A 15572-nucleotide genomic window follows, 5' to 3' on the forward strand; every position below is an offset into this window, starting at 1 on the left:
GTGAGGTATCGAACGCTGTCGTAAATCAATACACCGGTTCATCGCGCGGGCGCTATCCCTGGGCCCGCTCGATCGCGTCTTCGAGCTTCTCCATCTGCTCTTCCTGCGTCTCCTCGGTGGCGGGCACGTACCCCACGTCGCCGGCGACGAGGTCCTCGTTCGTCGTCTGCTCGACGAAGTACCGGGCGAACTCCGCGATGTGCTCCTCGGCGAGCGACTCGATCGAGGGGTAGGTGAACAGGGGCCGCGAGAGCGGGGTGTACTCGCCCGAGGACGCCGTTTCGAGGCTCGGCTCGACCGGTCCGTCGCCGTCGTCGATCCCGAGCGCCTTCAGCTGGTCGGGGTTCTGGAAGTAGTACGCGAACCCGAAGTAGCCGATGGCGTACTCGTCGCCGGCGACGCCGTTGGCGATGCTGTTGTCCTGCTCGGTCGCCTGGTAGTCGCTGGTGTGGCCCTCCTCGCCGAGGATCGCCTCGATGAAGTAGTCGTAGGTGCCGGAGGTGTCGGCGGCGCCGAAGCGGTTTATCTCCTCGTTCGGGAACTCGTCGCGGACCTCGTCCCACGTCTGGGCGGGGTCCGACTTCCAGATCTGCGCGAGCTCCTCGGTCGTGAGCGAGTCGATCCAGTCGGCGTCGGGGTTGACGACGACCGTGAGCGCGTCGGTCGCCGCGATCAGCTCGATGTACTCGACGCCGTTCTCCGCGCACAGCTCCTCCTCCGCCGGCTGGATCGGGCGGCTCGCGTTGTTGAAGTCGGTGTCGCCCGTACAGAAGAAGTTCGAGAAGCCGCCGCCGGACCCGGTCGAACTGATGTCGGGGTCAACGCCGGGGTGCTCCTCGGCGAAGTCCTCCATGATCGCGCTCATCAGCGGGAACACCGTGCTCGAACCGGCGATGTTGATCGGTCCGGAGAGCTCGTCGCCGCCGTCCGAGCCGTCCCCGCCGTCGGAGCTCTGGGTACAGCCCGCGAGTCCCAGCGCCCCGGCGCCGGCGATCGCCGCGAGCGATTTGCGCCGTGTGATTCCCGTTGCGTCCGCGTCGTGGCTGGAAGCCATCACCAGTTGATGAGCGAGTTCCGGTTAAGTAGTATGCTATGAGCGGTATGTGGGAACGCGTACGGCCCGGTACGAGTACGTTTCTGTATGTTCCCTATATAGCAGTATATAGCCACCCGAGCGATGGTCGCGGCCGAGAAGCGAGCAGCCCGGGACGTAGTTTTAAGTCCCCGTACCGGGAGAACCCGGACGAATGACCCCTCCCACGACCGACGGGCCGCCCGCGCCGACGACCTCCAGGGAGGAGGCGTGGGTCGCCCACGCCGCGCTGATCGACGCCGCGACCGCCGCCACCGACGACGACAGGCCGTACCACCGTTCGATCGAGTCGATAGAGCGGGGCGCGGCGCTCGACGACGAGGGAATCGCCCTGCTCAGAGACGCGCTCGTCGACTACCTCGGCGACGCGCCGGTCCGCGACCGCGCCCCCGGGCGGGCGCTGTTGCGGCGCACCGACGACGCGGTCGACGCGCAGTCGAGCCACGCGTAGGACCGACGGACGCTGGGTGCGAGTCCCCGCCGCGAGAGTCTCAGCCCCGACCGAGAGCGGCGAATTCCGGCCGCTACGAGCCGGCCTCCACCGCCTCGATCAGCAGCTCCGCGACGTCGACGATCTCCACGTCGTCCTCGAAGTTCCCCGTCTTCCGACCGTCCTCGAACATCGTCGTACACATCGGGCAGGCGACGACGAACTTCTCTATCGCGGCGCCCGCGTCGGTGTCCTCGACCGCCTCGCGGAGGCGCTCCTCGCTCGGCTTGACCGCCTCCTCGTGTTCGGTCCAGAGGCCGCCGCCGCCGCCGCCACAGCAGAACGAGTCGTCCCGCGAGCGGGGCATCTCGTAGAGGTCGGCGCCGGTCGCCCGGATCAGCTCGCGGGGCGCCTCGTACTCGTCGTTGTACCGGCCGAGGTGGCAGGGGTCGTGGTAGGTGACGGTGTAGTCGAGCTCGTCGCCGGCGAGGCCGAGCCGCCCCTCGTCGACCAGCTCCTCGACCACTTGCGTCCAGTGGAACACGTCGACCGCGCCGTCCGCGTTCCACGGCTCCTCGCGGTCGAACGGCATCATCGGGTCGTCCGCGAACTCCGCGAAGTCGACCTCGGGGTACTCGTTTTTGATGGTGTTGTACGAGTGCGGGTCGGTACAGACGATGTTCTCGAACTCGCAGTCCGCGAACGTCTCGACGTGGTGGCCGGCGAGTTCGAGGTAGAGGAACTCCTCGCCGATCCGTCGGATGTCGTTGCCGTCCGTCTTCTCGTCGTCGAACAGGATGCCGAACGACACGTCGGCCTCGTCGAACAGGCGCGCGAGCGCGCGGGCGACCTTCTTGTTCCGGTCGTCGAAGCTCGGGTAGTCGCCGACGTACCAGAGGTACTCGACCTCGGTCTCGCGAGCGTCCGGCACGTCGACGGCGTCGTCGAGGTCGTCGGTCCAGTCGCCGCGGGCCGACTGCGACTCGCCGAAGGTGTTCCCCTTCCCCATCACGTCCTGGAACACGTCCTGGAGGTTCGAGTCGACCGCCCCCTCGTCGACGAGCTGGCGGTTCATCTTCGTGAAGGAGGTGAGGTGTTCGATGTCGACGGGGCAGGCGTCCATACACGCCATACAGGACATACACGACTCCATCGACTCGGCGTCGATGACGCCGCCCTCGTCGGCGACGATGGGGACAGTTCCCCCGTCTGCGCTCGCGACACCACCGTCCGTCGCCACCGCACCGCCGTTGCCTGCGACCGGATCGTCGCTCACCGACTCGCGGTACGACTTCAGGTCGAGGATGACGTTCCGCGGGTCGAGGTTCCGGCCGACGGTGTCGGCGGGGCAGGCGTCGGTACACCGCCCGCACTTGGTACAGGCGTCGCCGTCGAGCAGCTCCTTCCACGTGAAGTCGTCGAGCGACTCGGCGTTTGTGTGATCGAGGTCGGCCGGGACGTTCGGGAGCCGCGCGCCCGCCTTCTCGTCTCGGGCGACGACGTTCGCGAACGACGAGATCATGTGGAACGGCTTCGCGTAGGGGATCCACGCGACGAACGCGAACGCGAGCAGCGAGTGGCTCCACCAGAGGGCGCCGTATATCGACTCCGCGCCCGCGGCCGTGAGCCCGGCCGCCTCCAGCCCGGTCGCGAGCGCCATCCCGACGAAGCTCACGGTCTCGGTCGCCCGCTGCGGCTGGCCGACCATGCTCACGCCCTCGACGAGGAAGCCGCCGACGCCGAGGAGGAACAGCGTCCAGACGAACGCGTCGTCTTCGAGGGAGGTGTGTTTGCCCCACAGCCGCCCCTCGCGCTGCCGGTAGCGGCGGAACGCGGCCATGCCGACGCCGACGACGAACAGCAGGCCGAACGCGTCGACGGCGAACTGGTAGGCGAGGTAGAAGTCGCCGACCCAGAAGGACTCGCCGGTGAGCGGGCGGTAGAGGTCGATGTCGATCCCGAGGATCGTCGTCGCGACGAGTAAGACGAGGAACCCCCACAGCACGAACGTGTGCATCACGCCGGTGTAGAGGTCCCCGTCGAACTGGTTCTCGTTCGCGAGGACGGTCTTCGTCGCGGCGACGACCCGGCCGGGCAGGTTCGACAGCCGGTCCCGCGGGTCGGCGCCGCCGCGTGCGTACGCCGCGAACCGCGCGTAGACGCCGTACAGAAAGACGAGGACCGCGACGGCGGCGAGCCAGTAGAACGCCGCCTTCCCCACCGGACCGATCGTCCAGAAGGTCTCTCGGGTGGCCGCCTGTAGGGGAGTCATGATCGATCACCGGGATACGGCGAGGTTAAAACTTGCCACAACGCGGCGGTCGTCGCTCGGCGTTCACCCGATCCGAGGCGGTCGCCCCCGGCGGGACGCTCACGCGATCCGCAGGACGGCGGCCGCGAACAGGCACCCGGCGAGCGCCAGCGCCGGGGCGTCGACGCGCCGGAACGCCAGCCGCGGGAGCGTCGGGTTCCACGCGAAACAGCGGGCGACGAGCGCCGTCCCGAGCCGGTCGGCCCGTGAGAGCGCGCGGTCGATCCCAGCGACGGCGACGATCCGCATCCGGTCGCGGACGGGGCGCTCGCCGCCGAGGCGCGCCCGCATGGCGTCGCGCGCCGCGAACAGGTCGCGCCGCAGGAGCGGCAGGAACCGGAAGACGAGCGCGACGCCCGCGCCGAGGAAGACGCCCGGTCGCCCCGGTATCGTTCGCTGGACCGCCGCGCGCGACTCCCGGACCGGCGTCGACCGGACGTACGCGGCCGCGACGACCAAGATGAGGAAGACGCGGTAGCTCGCGAGCGCCGTGCCGGCCGCGCGCTCGACCCGAAACCACGGCGCGCCGAGGGTCGCGCCGGCCACGAGCGGTGCGACGAGGAGGAACGGGAGCGCGACCCGGTACGCCCAGAGGTCGCGGGCGCCGCCGTCGGCCGCGAGGAGGCAGGAGGCGGCGAGAGGGGTGAGGACGGCGAGCCCGCGCGGCGTGGTGTACGCGTACGCCGCCGCCGCGAAGGCGACCTGGACGAGCAGCTTCGAGCGCGGGTCGAGGCGGTGGCCGACCGAGTCGCCGGGGACGTACGACAGCGTCATCCGTCGCTCGGGCGGGGCGCGGCGAGGTCGCCCTCGGGGACGCGCACGTCGAGCCCGGGGAGCGCCGCGGCCGCCTCGGCCGGCGGGGCGTCGACGGCGACGCGGCCGTCCGCTAAGCCGACCACGCGGTCGGCGACGCCGAACACGTCCCGGAGGTCGTGGGTGACGACGACGACGCCGGTCCCCTCGCGGCGGAGCGCGCGGAGCCGCTCGACGACCGAGCGCCGCGCCGGCTCGTCGAGGCCGGTGAACGGCTCGTCCAAGACGAGGTGGTCGGGCTCCATCGCCAGCGCGCCGGCGATCGCGACGCGCTCGCGCTCGCCGCCCGACAGCGACGCGATCCGGTCGGTCTCGCGGCCGGCCATGTTGACGGCGTCGAGCGCGGCCTCGACGCGGCGGTCTATCTCCGCGTGCGCGAGGCCGAGGTTCTCCGGCCCGAAGGCCACGTCGGCGCCGACGGTCGCCGCGACGAACTGGTCGCGGGGGTCCTGAAACACCATCCCGACCGCGGTCCGGGCAGCGACGAGGTCGGTCTCGACGGGGGTCCCGTTGACCGTCACGCGGCCGGCGTCGGGGTCGACGAGCCCGTTGAACGTCCGGACCAGCGTCGTCTTCCCGGAGCCGTTCGCGCCAGCGACGATCAGGAACTGGCCGTCGGGGATCGAGAGGGAGACGTCGTCGACGGCCGTGACGCCGCCCTCATCGGCCCCGTCGTACCGACAGGTGACCTCCTGGACCTCGATCACGGGGGGCCCCTCACCGCGCCGCGATCGCGTCCGATCGGACGATGCCGATCGCCGCGGCCATCTTCGCGCCCTCGGCCGGGAGGAAGACCACGGCGCCCTGGATCACCGACTCCGCGAGGGTGAGGTCGAGCGTCAGGTAGAGGCCGGCGATCCCCATCGCGTAGACGACGACCGTCCCCGCGGTCATGGCGGCCACGAGGAGCGGGGCGGAGACGGCGTCGAGGTCGCGGAGCGCGGCGCCGCGGTGGGCGATCGCCCCCACGAGTCCGGCCGCGAGCGGGTACGACCAGAGGTAGCCGCCGGTCGCGCCCACGAGCTCGCCGAAGCCCGCCGCGCCGCCGGAGAACACCGGCGCGCCGAGCGCCCCGGCCGCGAGGTAGAGGACCAGCGCGGCGGCGCCCCAGACGGGGCCGAGGAAGATCCCGGCGAGGAACACGCCGAGCACCTGGAGCGTGACGGGCGCGGGCGACACCGGGAACGGGAACGATACGTACGCGAACGCGCCGACGAGCGCCGCGAACAGCGCGGCGCGCGCGAGGTTCGTCGCCGCCTCGTCGCCGACGAGGTCGACGGACTCCGTGTTCGTTGCCATGGCTGAACGGACTCGTAAACCAACTTCAACGTAGCGGTTTACGAGCTCGACGCGGCCCGACCGACCCCGGGTTCGGCCACCGCGAGAGTCCCTAGATAATCCTTGGATAATAACGTTCATCCCCGCCCGGAGTCCACGGGACGAGTATGCCCAAGATAAGCGTCGAGATCCCGGCGGAGCTGCTCGCCGACCTCGACGAACACGTCGGCGACGACGGGAAGTTCGTGAACCGCAGCGACGCGGTGCGCGCGTCGATCCGCAAGAACCTCGACCTGCTCGACGAGATCGACGCCCGCCACGACCGGCTCGACGGCGACCGCGCGTCGACCGCGGCCGAGTCGCGCGGAGGAGCCGATGAGTAGCCGGACCGCGGCCGGCGAGAGCGGCCCCTTCCGGACCGACCCCCTCGACCGGTCGGCGGTCGCGGCGGTCGCGCTGATCACGCTGTTCACCGTCGCGCTCGCGACCGCACAGCTCACGGCCGCGAAGGTGCTCGCGCTGCCGCTCCCGGTCGCGCTGCCGGTCGTCGGGCCGGAGATCCTGCTGCCCGGCGCGGCGCTGGCGTACGCGCTCACGTTCCTGGCGTCGGACTGCTACGCGGAGCTGTACGGGCGGCGGGCGACGCAGGTGGTCGTCAACGTCGCGTTCCTCGCGAACTTCCTCGTGTTGGCGCTCGTGTGGTCGACGCTCGCGGCGCCCGGGGTCGACCCCGAGGTGTCGGCCGCCTTCCAGACCGCGCTCGGGCCCGCGGCGAACATCGTCGCCGGGAGCCTGCTGGCGTACGTCGTCAGTCAGAACTGGGACGTGTTCGTCTTCCACGCGATCCGCGACCGCACCGGCGAGCGCATGCTGTGGCTCCGCAACATCGGTTCGACCGCCACGAGCCAGGCGATAGACACCGCCATCTTCGTCGGCGTCGCCTTCTACGTCGCGCCGACCCTGCTCGGCGCCGGTCCGGTGTTCGGGCCCTCGGCGCTGCTCGCGCTCGGCCTCGGCCAGTACATCCTGAAGCTCGGGATCGCGGTCCTCGACACGCCGGTCGTCTACCTGATCGTCGGCGCGGTCCGGAACTGACCGCGTCGCTCGCTCCGCGGCCGCCCTTTCTCGCGACCGTCAGCCGACCGCGAGCGCCCGCGCCGCCCGGTCCGGGAGGTCGACCGGGACCTGCTCGAAGGAGTCGCCCGCGTCGCGGGTGACGAAGAGCCCGCGGTTCGAGAGCGCCCAGACCTCCCCGGCGGTCCGACCCCCGGCCAGCACCGCCCGGTAGGTGCCCTCGCCCGTCGGGAACCCGCGGTCGTCGAGGCGCTCGAACGCGCCGGGACCGCGCTCGGAGTCCGCCGCTCCTCCCTCCTCGCCGCGCCGGTAGCGGTAGAGGTAGCTCTCGCCGCGGCGGTGGGCGGCCATCGCGCCCGCGGCCGCGCTGACCAGCGCGGTGTCGGGGTCGCCCGGGTCGACCGCGAGCCCCCAGGCGTACCCGTGGTCGAGGCCGGCGTCGGGGACGCGCCACGAGTCGCCGCGGTCGTCGCTCTCGGCGAAGCCGTCGCCGGCCGCGGCGTAGACGCGGTCGGGCGCGTCCGAGTGGGTCGCCATCGCGTGCGTGTCCCGTCGGGCGCCCGCCGGGCGGTCGGTCCACGTCGCGCCGCCGTCCGCGGTCACGGCGAGCGCGCCCGCCTCGATGCCGACGAGCCACCGCTCGGGGTCGGCCGGGCAGGGCTCGATCCACCGCACGTGGTGGGTGTCCGGCCGGGGCGGGAACGACCACTCGTCGGCGGAGGGGAGATCCGTCAGGCCGCCGACCGGATCGGCCGTCTCGCCGCCGTCGGCGGAGCGGTACGTCCGCGAGGGCTCCGTCCCGATCCAGACGACCGCGGGGTCGTGCGGGCTCGTCGCGACCGCGGTCACCGCGTCGGGACCGGACCCCTCGGGGCCGAGCGTCGAGGCGGCCGCGCGGGCGAACCGCTCGCCGCCGTCGACGGACCGGAACAGCCCCGCGTCGAACGTCCCCGCGAGGACGCGCGGTCGCCCGGGGTCGTCGCCCCCGGCCTCGCGGCGCGTGACGGAGAGGCACTCGACGCGCTGGCCGGAAAGGCGCGTCTCGACCGCGCCGGTCGCGGGGTCGACGATCCGGAGGCCGTCGTCGTAGGCCGCGTAGATGCGCATGGATCGGGGTTCGGCCAGGAGGCCCAAAAGCGTACGCCGGCGAATCCCGGCGGCGAGGCTTCGGCCCGTCGGCTTGAGACGCGAGCGGAACCGGGGTTCGACGAGCGCAAGAGACTTATCGCCGCCGCCCGTGTCAACGGTACGCATGGATCTTCGCGTTCAGGGGGACGTACCCCCCGACCCGTTTCTCGGCGCCGCGGACCTCTTCGAGACCGAGCGCTCCGTGGAGGCGCCGGTCCGCGTCGTGGTCCGCGAGGACCCGGACGAGCGGACCTGGGCCGGCCACTACGACGACCACCACGTGCTGAACGTCTCCCGGCGGGCCGCCACGAGCGCGATGGCGCGCGAGCTGGCGATCCACGAGCTCGCACACATGGCCCGGTACGAGGAGGGACACCCCTCGCACCTCCAGTCGACGGAGGAGGCGCTGTACCTCGGGCTCTCCGGCGAGACAGTGGAGCGCCGCAAGCTCGCGCACTGTTACCAGATCGCGAACCACATGAAAGACATCTACGCCGACGACATCACGCTCTCGGTGGCCCCCGCGGACAAGCTGCTCGGCTTCCTCGAATCCACGCTGGCGGCCGCGGTCGCGGACCGCCCCGACGTGTCGCGCACCGGCTCGCCGCCGGTGACGGCGGGCGCCGACCCCGAGATAACGGCCGTCAACGCGGCGTTCGCGCTGGCGCTGGTCGAGCGCCACGGCATCGCGGGCCCCGACCACCGCATCTACGACCTCGCGCGCGCCGCCGGCAGCGACACCGACGCCGTCGACGTCGACGCGTTCAAGGAGCGCTTCCTCGACCTCGGCCACGACCCCTCCGAGAGCGACTACCGGAAGGCGCTCGTCGCCGCCGCCCGCGCCTACGCGGTCTGAACGGGGCCAGTCTCACTCCGCGTCGTTCTGGACCGGATCGCCCTCGCCGTCGGCCTCCGCGGCGCCCTCGTCGGTCGCGTCCGCGGCCTCGACGGGCGCGCTCGACTCCTCCGCCTCGGCGGCGCCGCCGTCGAGGACGGTCACGCGCGCGGACATGATTCGAGTGTTGTCGACGCGCTCGATGCGGATCCGGACGCCGTCGAACTCGATCTCTTCGCCCTCCTCGACGAGCCGCCCCGCGCGGTTGAACACGAAGCCGGCGAGCGTCTCGAACTCCTCGCCCTCGGGCAGTTCGATCCCGAGTATCTCGTTCACCTCGTCGATGTTGACCTGTCCCTGAACAACGGCGACGTCGTCGTCGACGAACTCCACCGGCGCCGACTCGTCGCCTTCGAGGATCTCGCCGACGATCTCCTCGGCCACGTCCTCCAGCGTGATGATCCCCTCCGTGGTGCCGAACTCGTCGATGACGGTGACCATCTGGAGGCGGTTCTCCTGCATCTCAGCGAGCAGCTCGTCGGCGTTCTTCGACTCGGGGACGTGGAGCGTCGGCTTGACGACCCGCTCCAGGGAGGGCGTCCCCTCGGAGTAGCGGAGCTCGCGGACCAGGTCGCGCACCGTGACGACGCCGACGATGTTGTCGAGGTTCCCCTCGTAGACGGGGACGCGCTCGTGGTCGGCCTGGATGCACGTCTCGATCGCCTCCTCGACGGTATCCTCCTTCGCGACCGCCGTGACGTCGAGCCGCGGGGTCATCACCTCCTTGGCGATGGTGTTGTTGAACCGGAAGATGCGGTCGAGCATCTCGCGCTCCTCCTCGTCGATGACGCCCTCGCGCTCGCCGGTCTCGATGATGTCCTGGATCTCGTCGCGGGTGACGTACGACGACTCGATCGCCGAGCGCCCGCCGGTGATCTTGTTGACGACCCGGGTCAGGTAGTCGAACAGGACCACGAGCGGGAGGAGGACGTACTCGGAGAGCTTCAGCGGGCGGGCGATGCGTAGCGCCCACGACTCGGTGTTCTCGACCGCGTACGACTTCGGCGCGCTCTCGCCGAACAGCAGGACGAGCGCCGTGATCCCGAAGGTGGCGATGGTGACTGCCTGCCCCTGCCCGAGGCCGAGGTAGACGAGCAGCCCGGTGGAGATGGAGGACATCGCGATGTTGACGATGTTGTTGCCGACGAGGATCGTGATGAGGAGCCGGTGCGGGTCGGTCTTCAGCGCCTTCACCGTCTCCGAGCCCGGCACCCCGTCTTCGACGAGGCTGTCGATGCGGTGCTGCGGCAGGGAGAACATCGCGATCTCCGACGAGGAGAAGAACGCCGACAGCGCGATCAACACCAGGATCGTGAGCGCGCCGAGCGCGGCGACGACGGTGTCGCCGGGCATCTGTATCTGGAGGAGACCGGCCGTCAGCGTACTCGACCACAAGCCCATATTCGTTTGTCATCCGTCGGCCCACGATTAAAGGGTTCCCTTCGCTGAGCCCCGCGGCGGGGCGGCGGAGTGCCGCCGACGCCCGCCGCCACCGACCGGAGCCATCGTCGACGCGCGTGCCGCCGCCGACCGGAGCCATCGTCGACGCGCGTGCCGCCGCCGACACGGTTACCCGTCTCGCGGGCGAACCGCGAGACATGAGCGAGCCACAGATCACCCTGTACCGGCTGCAGGCGTGCCCGTACTGCGAGCGCGTCGTCCGGACGCTGAACGAGCTCGACGTAGAGTACCGCTCCCGCTACGTCGAGCCGATGCACTCCGAGCGCAACGTCGTCAAGCGCGTCTCCGGCGCCCGGAGCGTGCCGGCGATCGTCGACCGGGAGACCGGCGTCACCATGTCCGAGAGCGCGAACATCGTCGAGTACCTGAAGGGAACGTACGGCGAGGAGGGGGCCTGAGATGCCGGAGTTCGACGTCGTCTCCCTGCCCGAGACGGACCACGTCGCCGAGGGCGACACGGCGCCCGACTTCACCCGCCCGCTCGTGAACGGCGAGTACTGGGAGGACCGCGCGCTCGCCGACGTGGTCGACGGCCCGACGCTCCTCCTGTTCCACCCCATGGACGGCACCTTCCAGGGGACGTACCTCTACAACACGGTCGACGACCACGGGTGGAGCGACGACCTCGACGTGCTCGGCGTCTCCATCTCGACGCCGTACGCCCACAAGCGCCTCCTCGCCGAGCGCGGCGACGGCGTCCGGATCTTCTCCGACCCGGGCGCGGGCGTCGTCGAGGAGTACGGCCTCGCACACGAGATCGACGGCATGACCGGGATCACGGAGAGCCGTCCCGCCGTCTTCCTGCTCGACGCCGACCGCACGGTGGAGTACGCGTGGGTCGCGAGCGAACATCCCGAGTTCCCCGACGCCGAGGCGATCGGCGACGCGGTCGCCGACCTCGTCGACTGATCGGACCCGGGTCGCGGCCCGACGCGCGGAGCGCACACACTCGTCACGCTTTTTCAACTCGCCGCCGAACGGTCGCGCGTGACCGCCGACACGAGCGACGACGGACCGGACCGATCCGAGGCGCTGCGCGCGGCGGCCGCCGCCGTCGACCGCGGCGACCTCGTCGTCTACCCGACCGAGACGGTGTACGGGCTGGGCGCCAACGCGCTCGACCCCGAGGCCGTCGAGCGCGTCTTCGACCTGAAGGGCCGCGACCGGTCGAACCCCCTCTCGCTCGGCGTCGCGAGCGTCGACGACGCGCTCCGCTACACCCGACCGACGGAGCTGGCCGTCGCCTTCGCGCGGGCGTTCCTCCCGGGGCCGGTGACGGTCGTCGTCGAGCGCGGCGACCGGGTGCCCGACGCGCTCACCGCCGGGCGCGACCGCGTCGGGATCCGCGTGCCAGACCACGACATCGCGCGGGCGCTGCTGGCCGAGACCGGTCCCCTCACCGCGACGAGCGCGAACGTCTCCGGGACGGGCAGCGTCACCGACCCGAGCGACCTCTCCGACCGGATCCGCGGGGGGGTCGCCGCCGTGATCGACGGCGGCGAGGCGCCCGGCACGGAGAGCACTGTCGTCGACCCCGAGGCGGGGACGATCCACCGGCGCGGGGCGATGGCCGGCGCCATCGAGGCGTGGCTGGCGGACCCGCCGGTAGAGGGGTGAGACTGGCGAGAAGAGCCGTTCGCGGCGCTAGACGGAGAGGTCGCCCTTCGCTTTGATCACGTCGAGGTCCTCGGCGTCGACCGTCTCGACGTCGAGCCAGTGGGGGACGTACTCGCGTTTGTCGTACGCCTCGCGCTCGTCTTCCGTGCCGACGGTACACCAGAGCTGCGGCTCGTCCGGGCCGTGCCAGCCCCCCTGAACGTTGATGCCGAAACAGACCAGCTCCTCGCCGTCGTGCTCGATCACCGCGTCCTTCCGGATGTCGGGGTCGCCGCGGATGATGAGGTGGTGCATGTGCCGGGGTTCGCGTGTTCCGGGCTTAATCGCTTCGATACCGCGGATCGAACGGCGGCGGCGACCCCGCGGAACGGGGCCCGCCGTCCCCACCCGCTCGCGTCGAGCGCCCTCACCACCCCCGGTCGAGGTCCTCGACGAGCGCGCCGAGGATCTCCCGGGTCGTCGCGGCGACGATGGGTTCGAGCGCGTCCGGGTCGCTGTTCGTCGGGTCGCCGAGCCCGCCCAGCTCCGTCACCTCGTCGAAGTACTCGTAGCTCCGGGTGCGGGGCAGCTCCGCGGCCTCCTGCGGCTCCTTCTTTTCGGTCCGCACGAGGTCCGGGCGGTACAGCTCGACGAAGCTCGTCTCGTGGTCGCCGGCGTGGCCCCACCCCTCGCCGTACGCCTCCGTCAGGTCCGCCTCCGCGAAGTCCGTCCAGTGGACGAAGTGGACCGTGAGGTCGGTGTCGCGGCCGAGCCGGTCGGCGGCGACCGACAGCGGCTCGCGGTTCCCGCCGTGGCAGTTCAGAAGGAGTAGCCGGTCGGCGCCGTGTTCGGCCACCGACTCGCCGATCTCACGGACCACGTCGACGTACGTCTCCGTCGAGAGCGTGACCGTTCCGGGGAACCGCATGTGGTGTTCCGACTGCCCGTACGGCAGCGTCGGGAGCCGCAGCAGGTCGAGGTCGAACTCGTCGGCGGCGTCGACGAGCTCGGCCGTGAGGTGGTCCGCGCGGAGCGTGTCCGTCGACACCGGGAGGTGCGGGCCGTGCTGCTCGATGCTGCCGGCGGGGAGCACCGCGAAGTCGGCGTCGTCGATCGCGGCGCCGGCGTCCTCCCACGTCATGCCGAACAGGTCGGCGTCCGTCTCGGGCATGCCGGAGGCTCCGGGGTCGAACGACGAAAGCGTCGGGGTAGCGGCGAGGCGGCGGCGACCGGCGGGGATCGGACAGAGAGTGCCGGGGTGCGGGTCGCGAGCGACCGAGAGGTCGGCTCAGCCCGAGTAGTAGTACTCGCCGTCGCGCTTCTGCTGGCTGTCGAGCTGCGATCCCGGCTTGTTGATCCGGGGGCGGCCGGTGCGCTCGTCGCGCCGGAAGGTGATCTCCAGGTCGGCGAGGAACTCGTTCATGCCGTCGCGCATGTCCTGCGGGGGCGCGGCGCGCCCGCGCTCGGCCGGCTCGCCGTCGAACACCATCAGGCGGTCCGCGAGGAGGTCGATCATGTAGATGTCGTGGTCGATCACCATCACGGTCGCGTCGTGGTTCTCGGCGTACCGGCGGATCGCGGTCGTCGCCCGCACGCGCTGCTCGACGTCGAGGTGGGCGGAGGGCTCGTCGAGCAGGTAGAGGTCGGCGTCGTCGGAGAGGCACGCCGCGATGGCGACGCGCTGGCGCTCCCCGCCCGAGAGGTCCGAGAGGTTCTGCTCCATCACGCGCTCCAACTGGAGCGGCTGGGCGATCTCGGTGTTCCAGTAGGAGGAGCCGAACTCGTCGGTGATAGAGGAGAGGAACGCGTCGACCCGCATGTGCTGGTCGATGTCGATGTACTGCGGCTTATACGAGATGTCGAGCGCGAAGTCGAGTTCGCCCTCGTCCGGCTCCAAGTCGCCGGTGAACAGCTGCGCGAGCGTGGACTTCCCGATCCCGTTCGGGCCGACGACGCCGAGCACCTCGGAGCGGTTGATCTCGCCGCCCTCGACGCGGAGCTCGAACTCGCCGTCGCCGTACGACTTCCGCAGGTCGGGGTACTCGATCAGCGTCTCGCTCCGGGAGGCGACCCGCGGCGCGTGCTCCTCGAAGGTGATCGCGGAGGGGCGGATCCGCATGTTCTCGTTGTCGAGGTACCCCTTCAGGTACTCGTTGATTCCCTTCCGGACCGACTTCGGATCAGTGATGACCCCGTACGCGCCCGGTTCCCCGTACGCGACGTGGAGCGTGTCGGCGAGCAGGTCGAGGATCGCGAGGTCGTGCTCGACGACGAGCATCGAGCGGTCGGCGGCGTCGTCGTCCGCGAGCTCGCGGATGAGCCGGGCGACGATCATCCGCTGGCCGATGTCGAGGTACGGCGTGATCTCGTCGAGGAAGTAGAAGTCGGCGTCGCGGGCGAGGCAGGCCGCGATGGCGACGCGCTGGAGCTCGCCGCCGGAGATGGAGTCGATGTCCTGGTCCATCACCGGGCGGATGTTGAGCCGGTCGACGAGGTCGTCGAGGGCGCCGCGCTCGTCGGTCCGCTCCAACAGCTCGCGGGTGTTCCCGTCGAACTGATTGGGGATCTGGTCGACGTACTGCGGCTTGCGCGCGACGGTCACGTCGCCCGCCTTCAGCGATTCGAGGTAGTTCTGGAGGCCGGTGCCGCGGAAGCGGTCGAGGACGCGCTCCCAGTCGCCGTCGGCGGCGTGGTCGCCGAGGTTCGGGACCATCTCGCCGGCGAGCGCGTGGACGGCGGTCGACTTCCCGATCCCGTTCGGCCCGAGGATGCCGGTGACGCTACCCGGCTCGGGCGTCGGGAGGCCGTACAGCGAGAAGGCGTTGTCCCCGTAGCGGTGGACCGGGTCGTCGTCGAGCTCGGAGGGGAGGTTGATGATCTCGATAGCGTCGAACGGGCACGACTGGACGCAGATGCCGCAGGTCTCGCCCAGGCAGATCTCCTCGGAGATGTGGATCTGGTCGGGGTCGCCCTCCTCGGCGTCCGGGCCGCGCTCCGTGATACACTCCTTGCCCGTCCGGTTGGGCGGGCAGTCCTTCATACACTCGTAGTTACAGCGGTCGGGCTGGCACCGATCGAGGTCCACGACCGCGATGCTGTCGTCGGCCATCTCAGACCCCCAGGTCGACGGCGGACGTCAGCAGGACGGTGTAGCTGATGAACCAGAGGGTGAACGTGAGAAACGCCACGTAGAGGTTGTCCTTGACCCCGAGGTCGCCGACGCCGACCGCCTTGAATATGGGGTACTGGGCGATGACGAACGCGCCGAGCACGAAGACCGCGGTGGTGCTCGCGGCGGACGCCGGGTCGGTGCCGACGTAGACGGCCGAGACGACGCCGGCCGCGATCCCGGCGAGACAGCAGATGGTCGTGACGACCACGCCGCGCGCGTGGTCGGACAGGCCCGAATCGTCGCTCATGCCTTCGGATCCGCGAGCGCCCGTGAAAAGCCGTTCGTTCCCGCCGTCGCCCGCGGGCAAGACGGGCGACCCTC

18 protein-coding genes are annotated in these 15572 nt (G+C 70.9%); 7 read left to right on the forward strand and 11 right to left on the reverse strand.

Annotation, left to right across the window (positions count from 1 at the left end):
• Nucleotides 1-52: 52 nt before the first annotated feature.
• A complete protein-coding gene (locus tag HPS36_RS04370) occupies nt 53-1054 on the reverse strand; it encodes a PstS family phosphate ABC transporter substrate-binding protein (protein WP_173228675.1) in 1002 nt (333 codons plus the stop codon).
• A 193-nt stretch (nt 1055-1247) separates the two neighbouring features.
• Between HPS36_RS04370 and HPS36_RS04375 the strand changes: the two genes are divergently transcribed.
• A complete protein-coding gene (locus HPS36_RS04375) occupies nt 1248-1544 on the forward strand; it encodes a DUF7853 family protein (RefSeq protein ID WP_173228677.1) in 297 nt (98 codons plus the stop codon).
• Between the two features lie 73 nt (nt 1545-1617).
• Here HPS36_RS04375 and HPS36_RS04380 read toward each other — a convergent pair whose 3' ends face one another.
• The 4 genes from HPS36_RS04380 to HPS36_RS04395 form a co-directional block, all read right to left on the reverse strand.
• On the reverse strand, nt 1618-3795 hold the full coding sequence (locus tag HPS36_RS04380) for a (Fe-S)-binding protein (protein ID WP_173228679.1): 2178 nt from the start codon (nt 3793-3795) through the stop codon (nt 1618-1620).
• A 99-nt stretch (nt 3796-3894) separates the two neighbouring features.
• Nucleotides 3895-4608, reverse strand: coding sequence for an energy-coupling factor transporter transmembrane component T family protein (locus tag HPS36_RS04385; protein ID WP_173228681.1), 714 nt, complete (start codon nt 4606-4608; stop codon nt 3895-3897).
• Entirely contained in the window at nt 4605-5354 is a 750-nt protein-coding gene (locus tag HPS36_RS04390) for an energy-coupling factor ABC transporter ATP-binding protein (protein WP_173228682.1), read from the reverse strand. The genes HPS36_RS04385 and HPS36_RS04390 overlap by 4 nt, the downstream gene beginning before the upstream one ends.
• Before the next feature lie 10 nt (nt 5355-5364).
• The gene (locus HPS36_RS04395) at nt 5365-5946 is read right to left on the reverse strand and encodes a biotin transporter BioY (RefSeq protein WP_173228684.1); all 582 of its coding nucleotides are present in this window, start codon (nt 5944-5946) and stop codon (nt 5365-5367) included.
• A gap of 146 nt (nt 5947-6092) precedes the next feature.
• On the opposite strand from HPS36_RS04395, the gene HPS36_RS04400 reads away from it, so the two are divergent.
• Complete coding sequence (locus HPS36_RS04400) at nt 6093-6308, forward strand: ribbon-helix-helix domain-containing protein (protein ID WP_173228686.1); 216 nt, start codon at nt 6093-6095, stop codon at nt 6306-6308.
• Nucleotides 6301-7020: a queuosine precursor transporter gene (locus HPS36_RS04405; protein WP_173228688.1), complete on the forward strand. Its 720-nt coding sequence runs from the start codon at nt 6301-6303 to the stop codon at nt 7018-7020. Before HPS36_RS04400 ends, HPS36_RS04405 begins: the two co-directional genes overlap by 8 nt.
• 39 nt (nt 7021-7059) lie before the next feature.
• Here HPS36_RS04405 and HPS36_RS04410 read toward each other — a convergent pair whose 3' ends face one another.
• Complete coding sequence (locus HPS36_RS04410) at nt 7060-8106, reverse strand: WD40/YVTN/BNR-like repeat-containing protein (RefSeq protein ID WP_173228690.1); 1047 nt, start codon at nt 8104-8106, stop codon at nt 7060-7062.
• A 145-nt stretch (nt 8107-8251) separates the two neighbouring features.
• Here HPS36_RS04410 and HPS36_RS04415 point away from each other — a divergent pair, with 145 nt between their 5' ends.
• Nucleotides 8252-8983 carry a DUF5781 family protein gene (locus tag HPS36_RS04415; RefSeq protein ID WP_137716491.1) on the forward strand — a complete coding sequence of 244 codons (732 nt, stop codon included), beginning with the start codon at nt 8252-8254 and terminating at the stop codon, nt 8981-8983.
• 12 nt (nt 8984-8995) lie between these two features.
• Here HPS36_RS04415 and HPS36_RS04420 read toward each other — a convergent pair whose 3' ends face one another.
• Nucleotides 8996-10423, reverse strand: coding sequence for a hemolysin family protein (locus tag HPS36_RS04420; protein ID WP_173228692.1), 1428 nt, complete (start codon nt 10421-10423; stop codon nt 8996-8998).
• Nucleotides 10424-10620: 197 nt separating this feature from the next.
• Here HPS36_RS04420 and HPS36_RS04425 point away from each other — a divergent pair, with 197 nt between their 5' ends.
• The 3 genes from HPS36_RS04425 (at nt 10621) to HPS36_RS04435 (ending at nt 12100) form a co-directional block, all read left to right on the forward strand.
• Nucleotides 10621-10881 (forward strand): glutaredoxin family protein, encoded by a 261-nt coding sequence (locus HPS36_RS04425; protein WP_173228694.1) that lies wholly within the window; start codon nt 10621-10623, stop codon nt 10879-10881.
• 1 nt (nt 10882) lies between these two features.
• Nucleotides 10883-11392 carry a redoxin domain-containing protein gene (locus HPS36_RS04430; RefSeq protein ID WP_173228696.1) on the forward strand — a complete coding sequence of 170 codons (510 nt, stop codon included), beginning with the start codon at nt 10883-10885 and terminating at the stop codon, nt 11390-11392.
• A gap of 78 nt (nt 11393-11470) precedes the next feature.
• A complete protein-coding gene (locus tag HPS36_RS04435; RefSeq protein WP_173228698.1) occupies nt 11471-12100 on the forward strand; it encodes an L-threonylcarbamoyladenylate synthase in 630 nt (209 codons plus the stop codon).
• Nucleotides 12101-12127: 27 nt separating this feature from the next.
• Here the strand turns inward: HPS36_RS04435 and HPS36_RS04440 are convergent, their stop codons facing one another.
• The 4 genes from HPS36_RS04440 to HPS36_RS04455 all read right to left on the reverse strand — a co-directional run bounded on the left by HPS36_RS04440 (nt 12128) and on the right by HPS36_RS04455 (nt 15498).
• Entirely contained in the window at nt 12128-12394 is a 267-nt protein-coding gene (locus HPS36_RS04440) for an HAH_0734 family protein (protein ID WP_053771822.1), read from the reverse strand.
• A 112-nt stretch (nt 12395-12506) separates the two neighbouring features.
• Entirely contained in the window at nt 12507-13250 is a 744-nt protein-coding gene (locus tag HPS36_RS04445) for a creatininase family protein (protein ID WP_173228700.1), read from the reverse strand.
• Between the two features lie 117 nt (nt 13251-13367).
• Nucleotides 13368-15188, reverse strand: a complete 1821-nt coding sequence (locus tag HPS36_RS04450; RefSeq protein ID WP_137716485.1) for a ribosome biogenesis/translation initiation ATPase RLI — start codon at nt 15186-15188, stop codon at nt 13368-13370.
• Nucleotide 15189: 1 nt separating this feature from the next.
• Nucleotides 15190-15498, reverse strand: a complete 309-nt coding sequence (locus tag HPS36_RS04455) for an EMC6-like membrane protein (protein ID WP_121561580.1) — start codon at nt 15496-15498, stop codon at nt 15190-15192.
• Nucleotides 15499-15572 lie beyond the last annotated feature (74 nt).

The organism is Halorubrum salinarum (assembly GCF_013267195.1).
Classification (GTDB): Archaea; Halobacteriota; Halobacteria; order Halobacteriales; family Haloferacaceae; genus Halorubrum; species Halorubrum salinarum.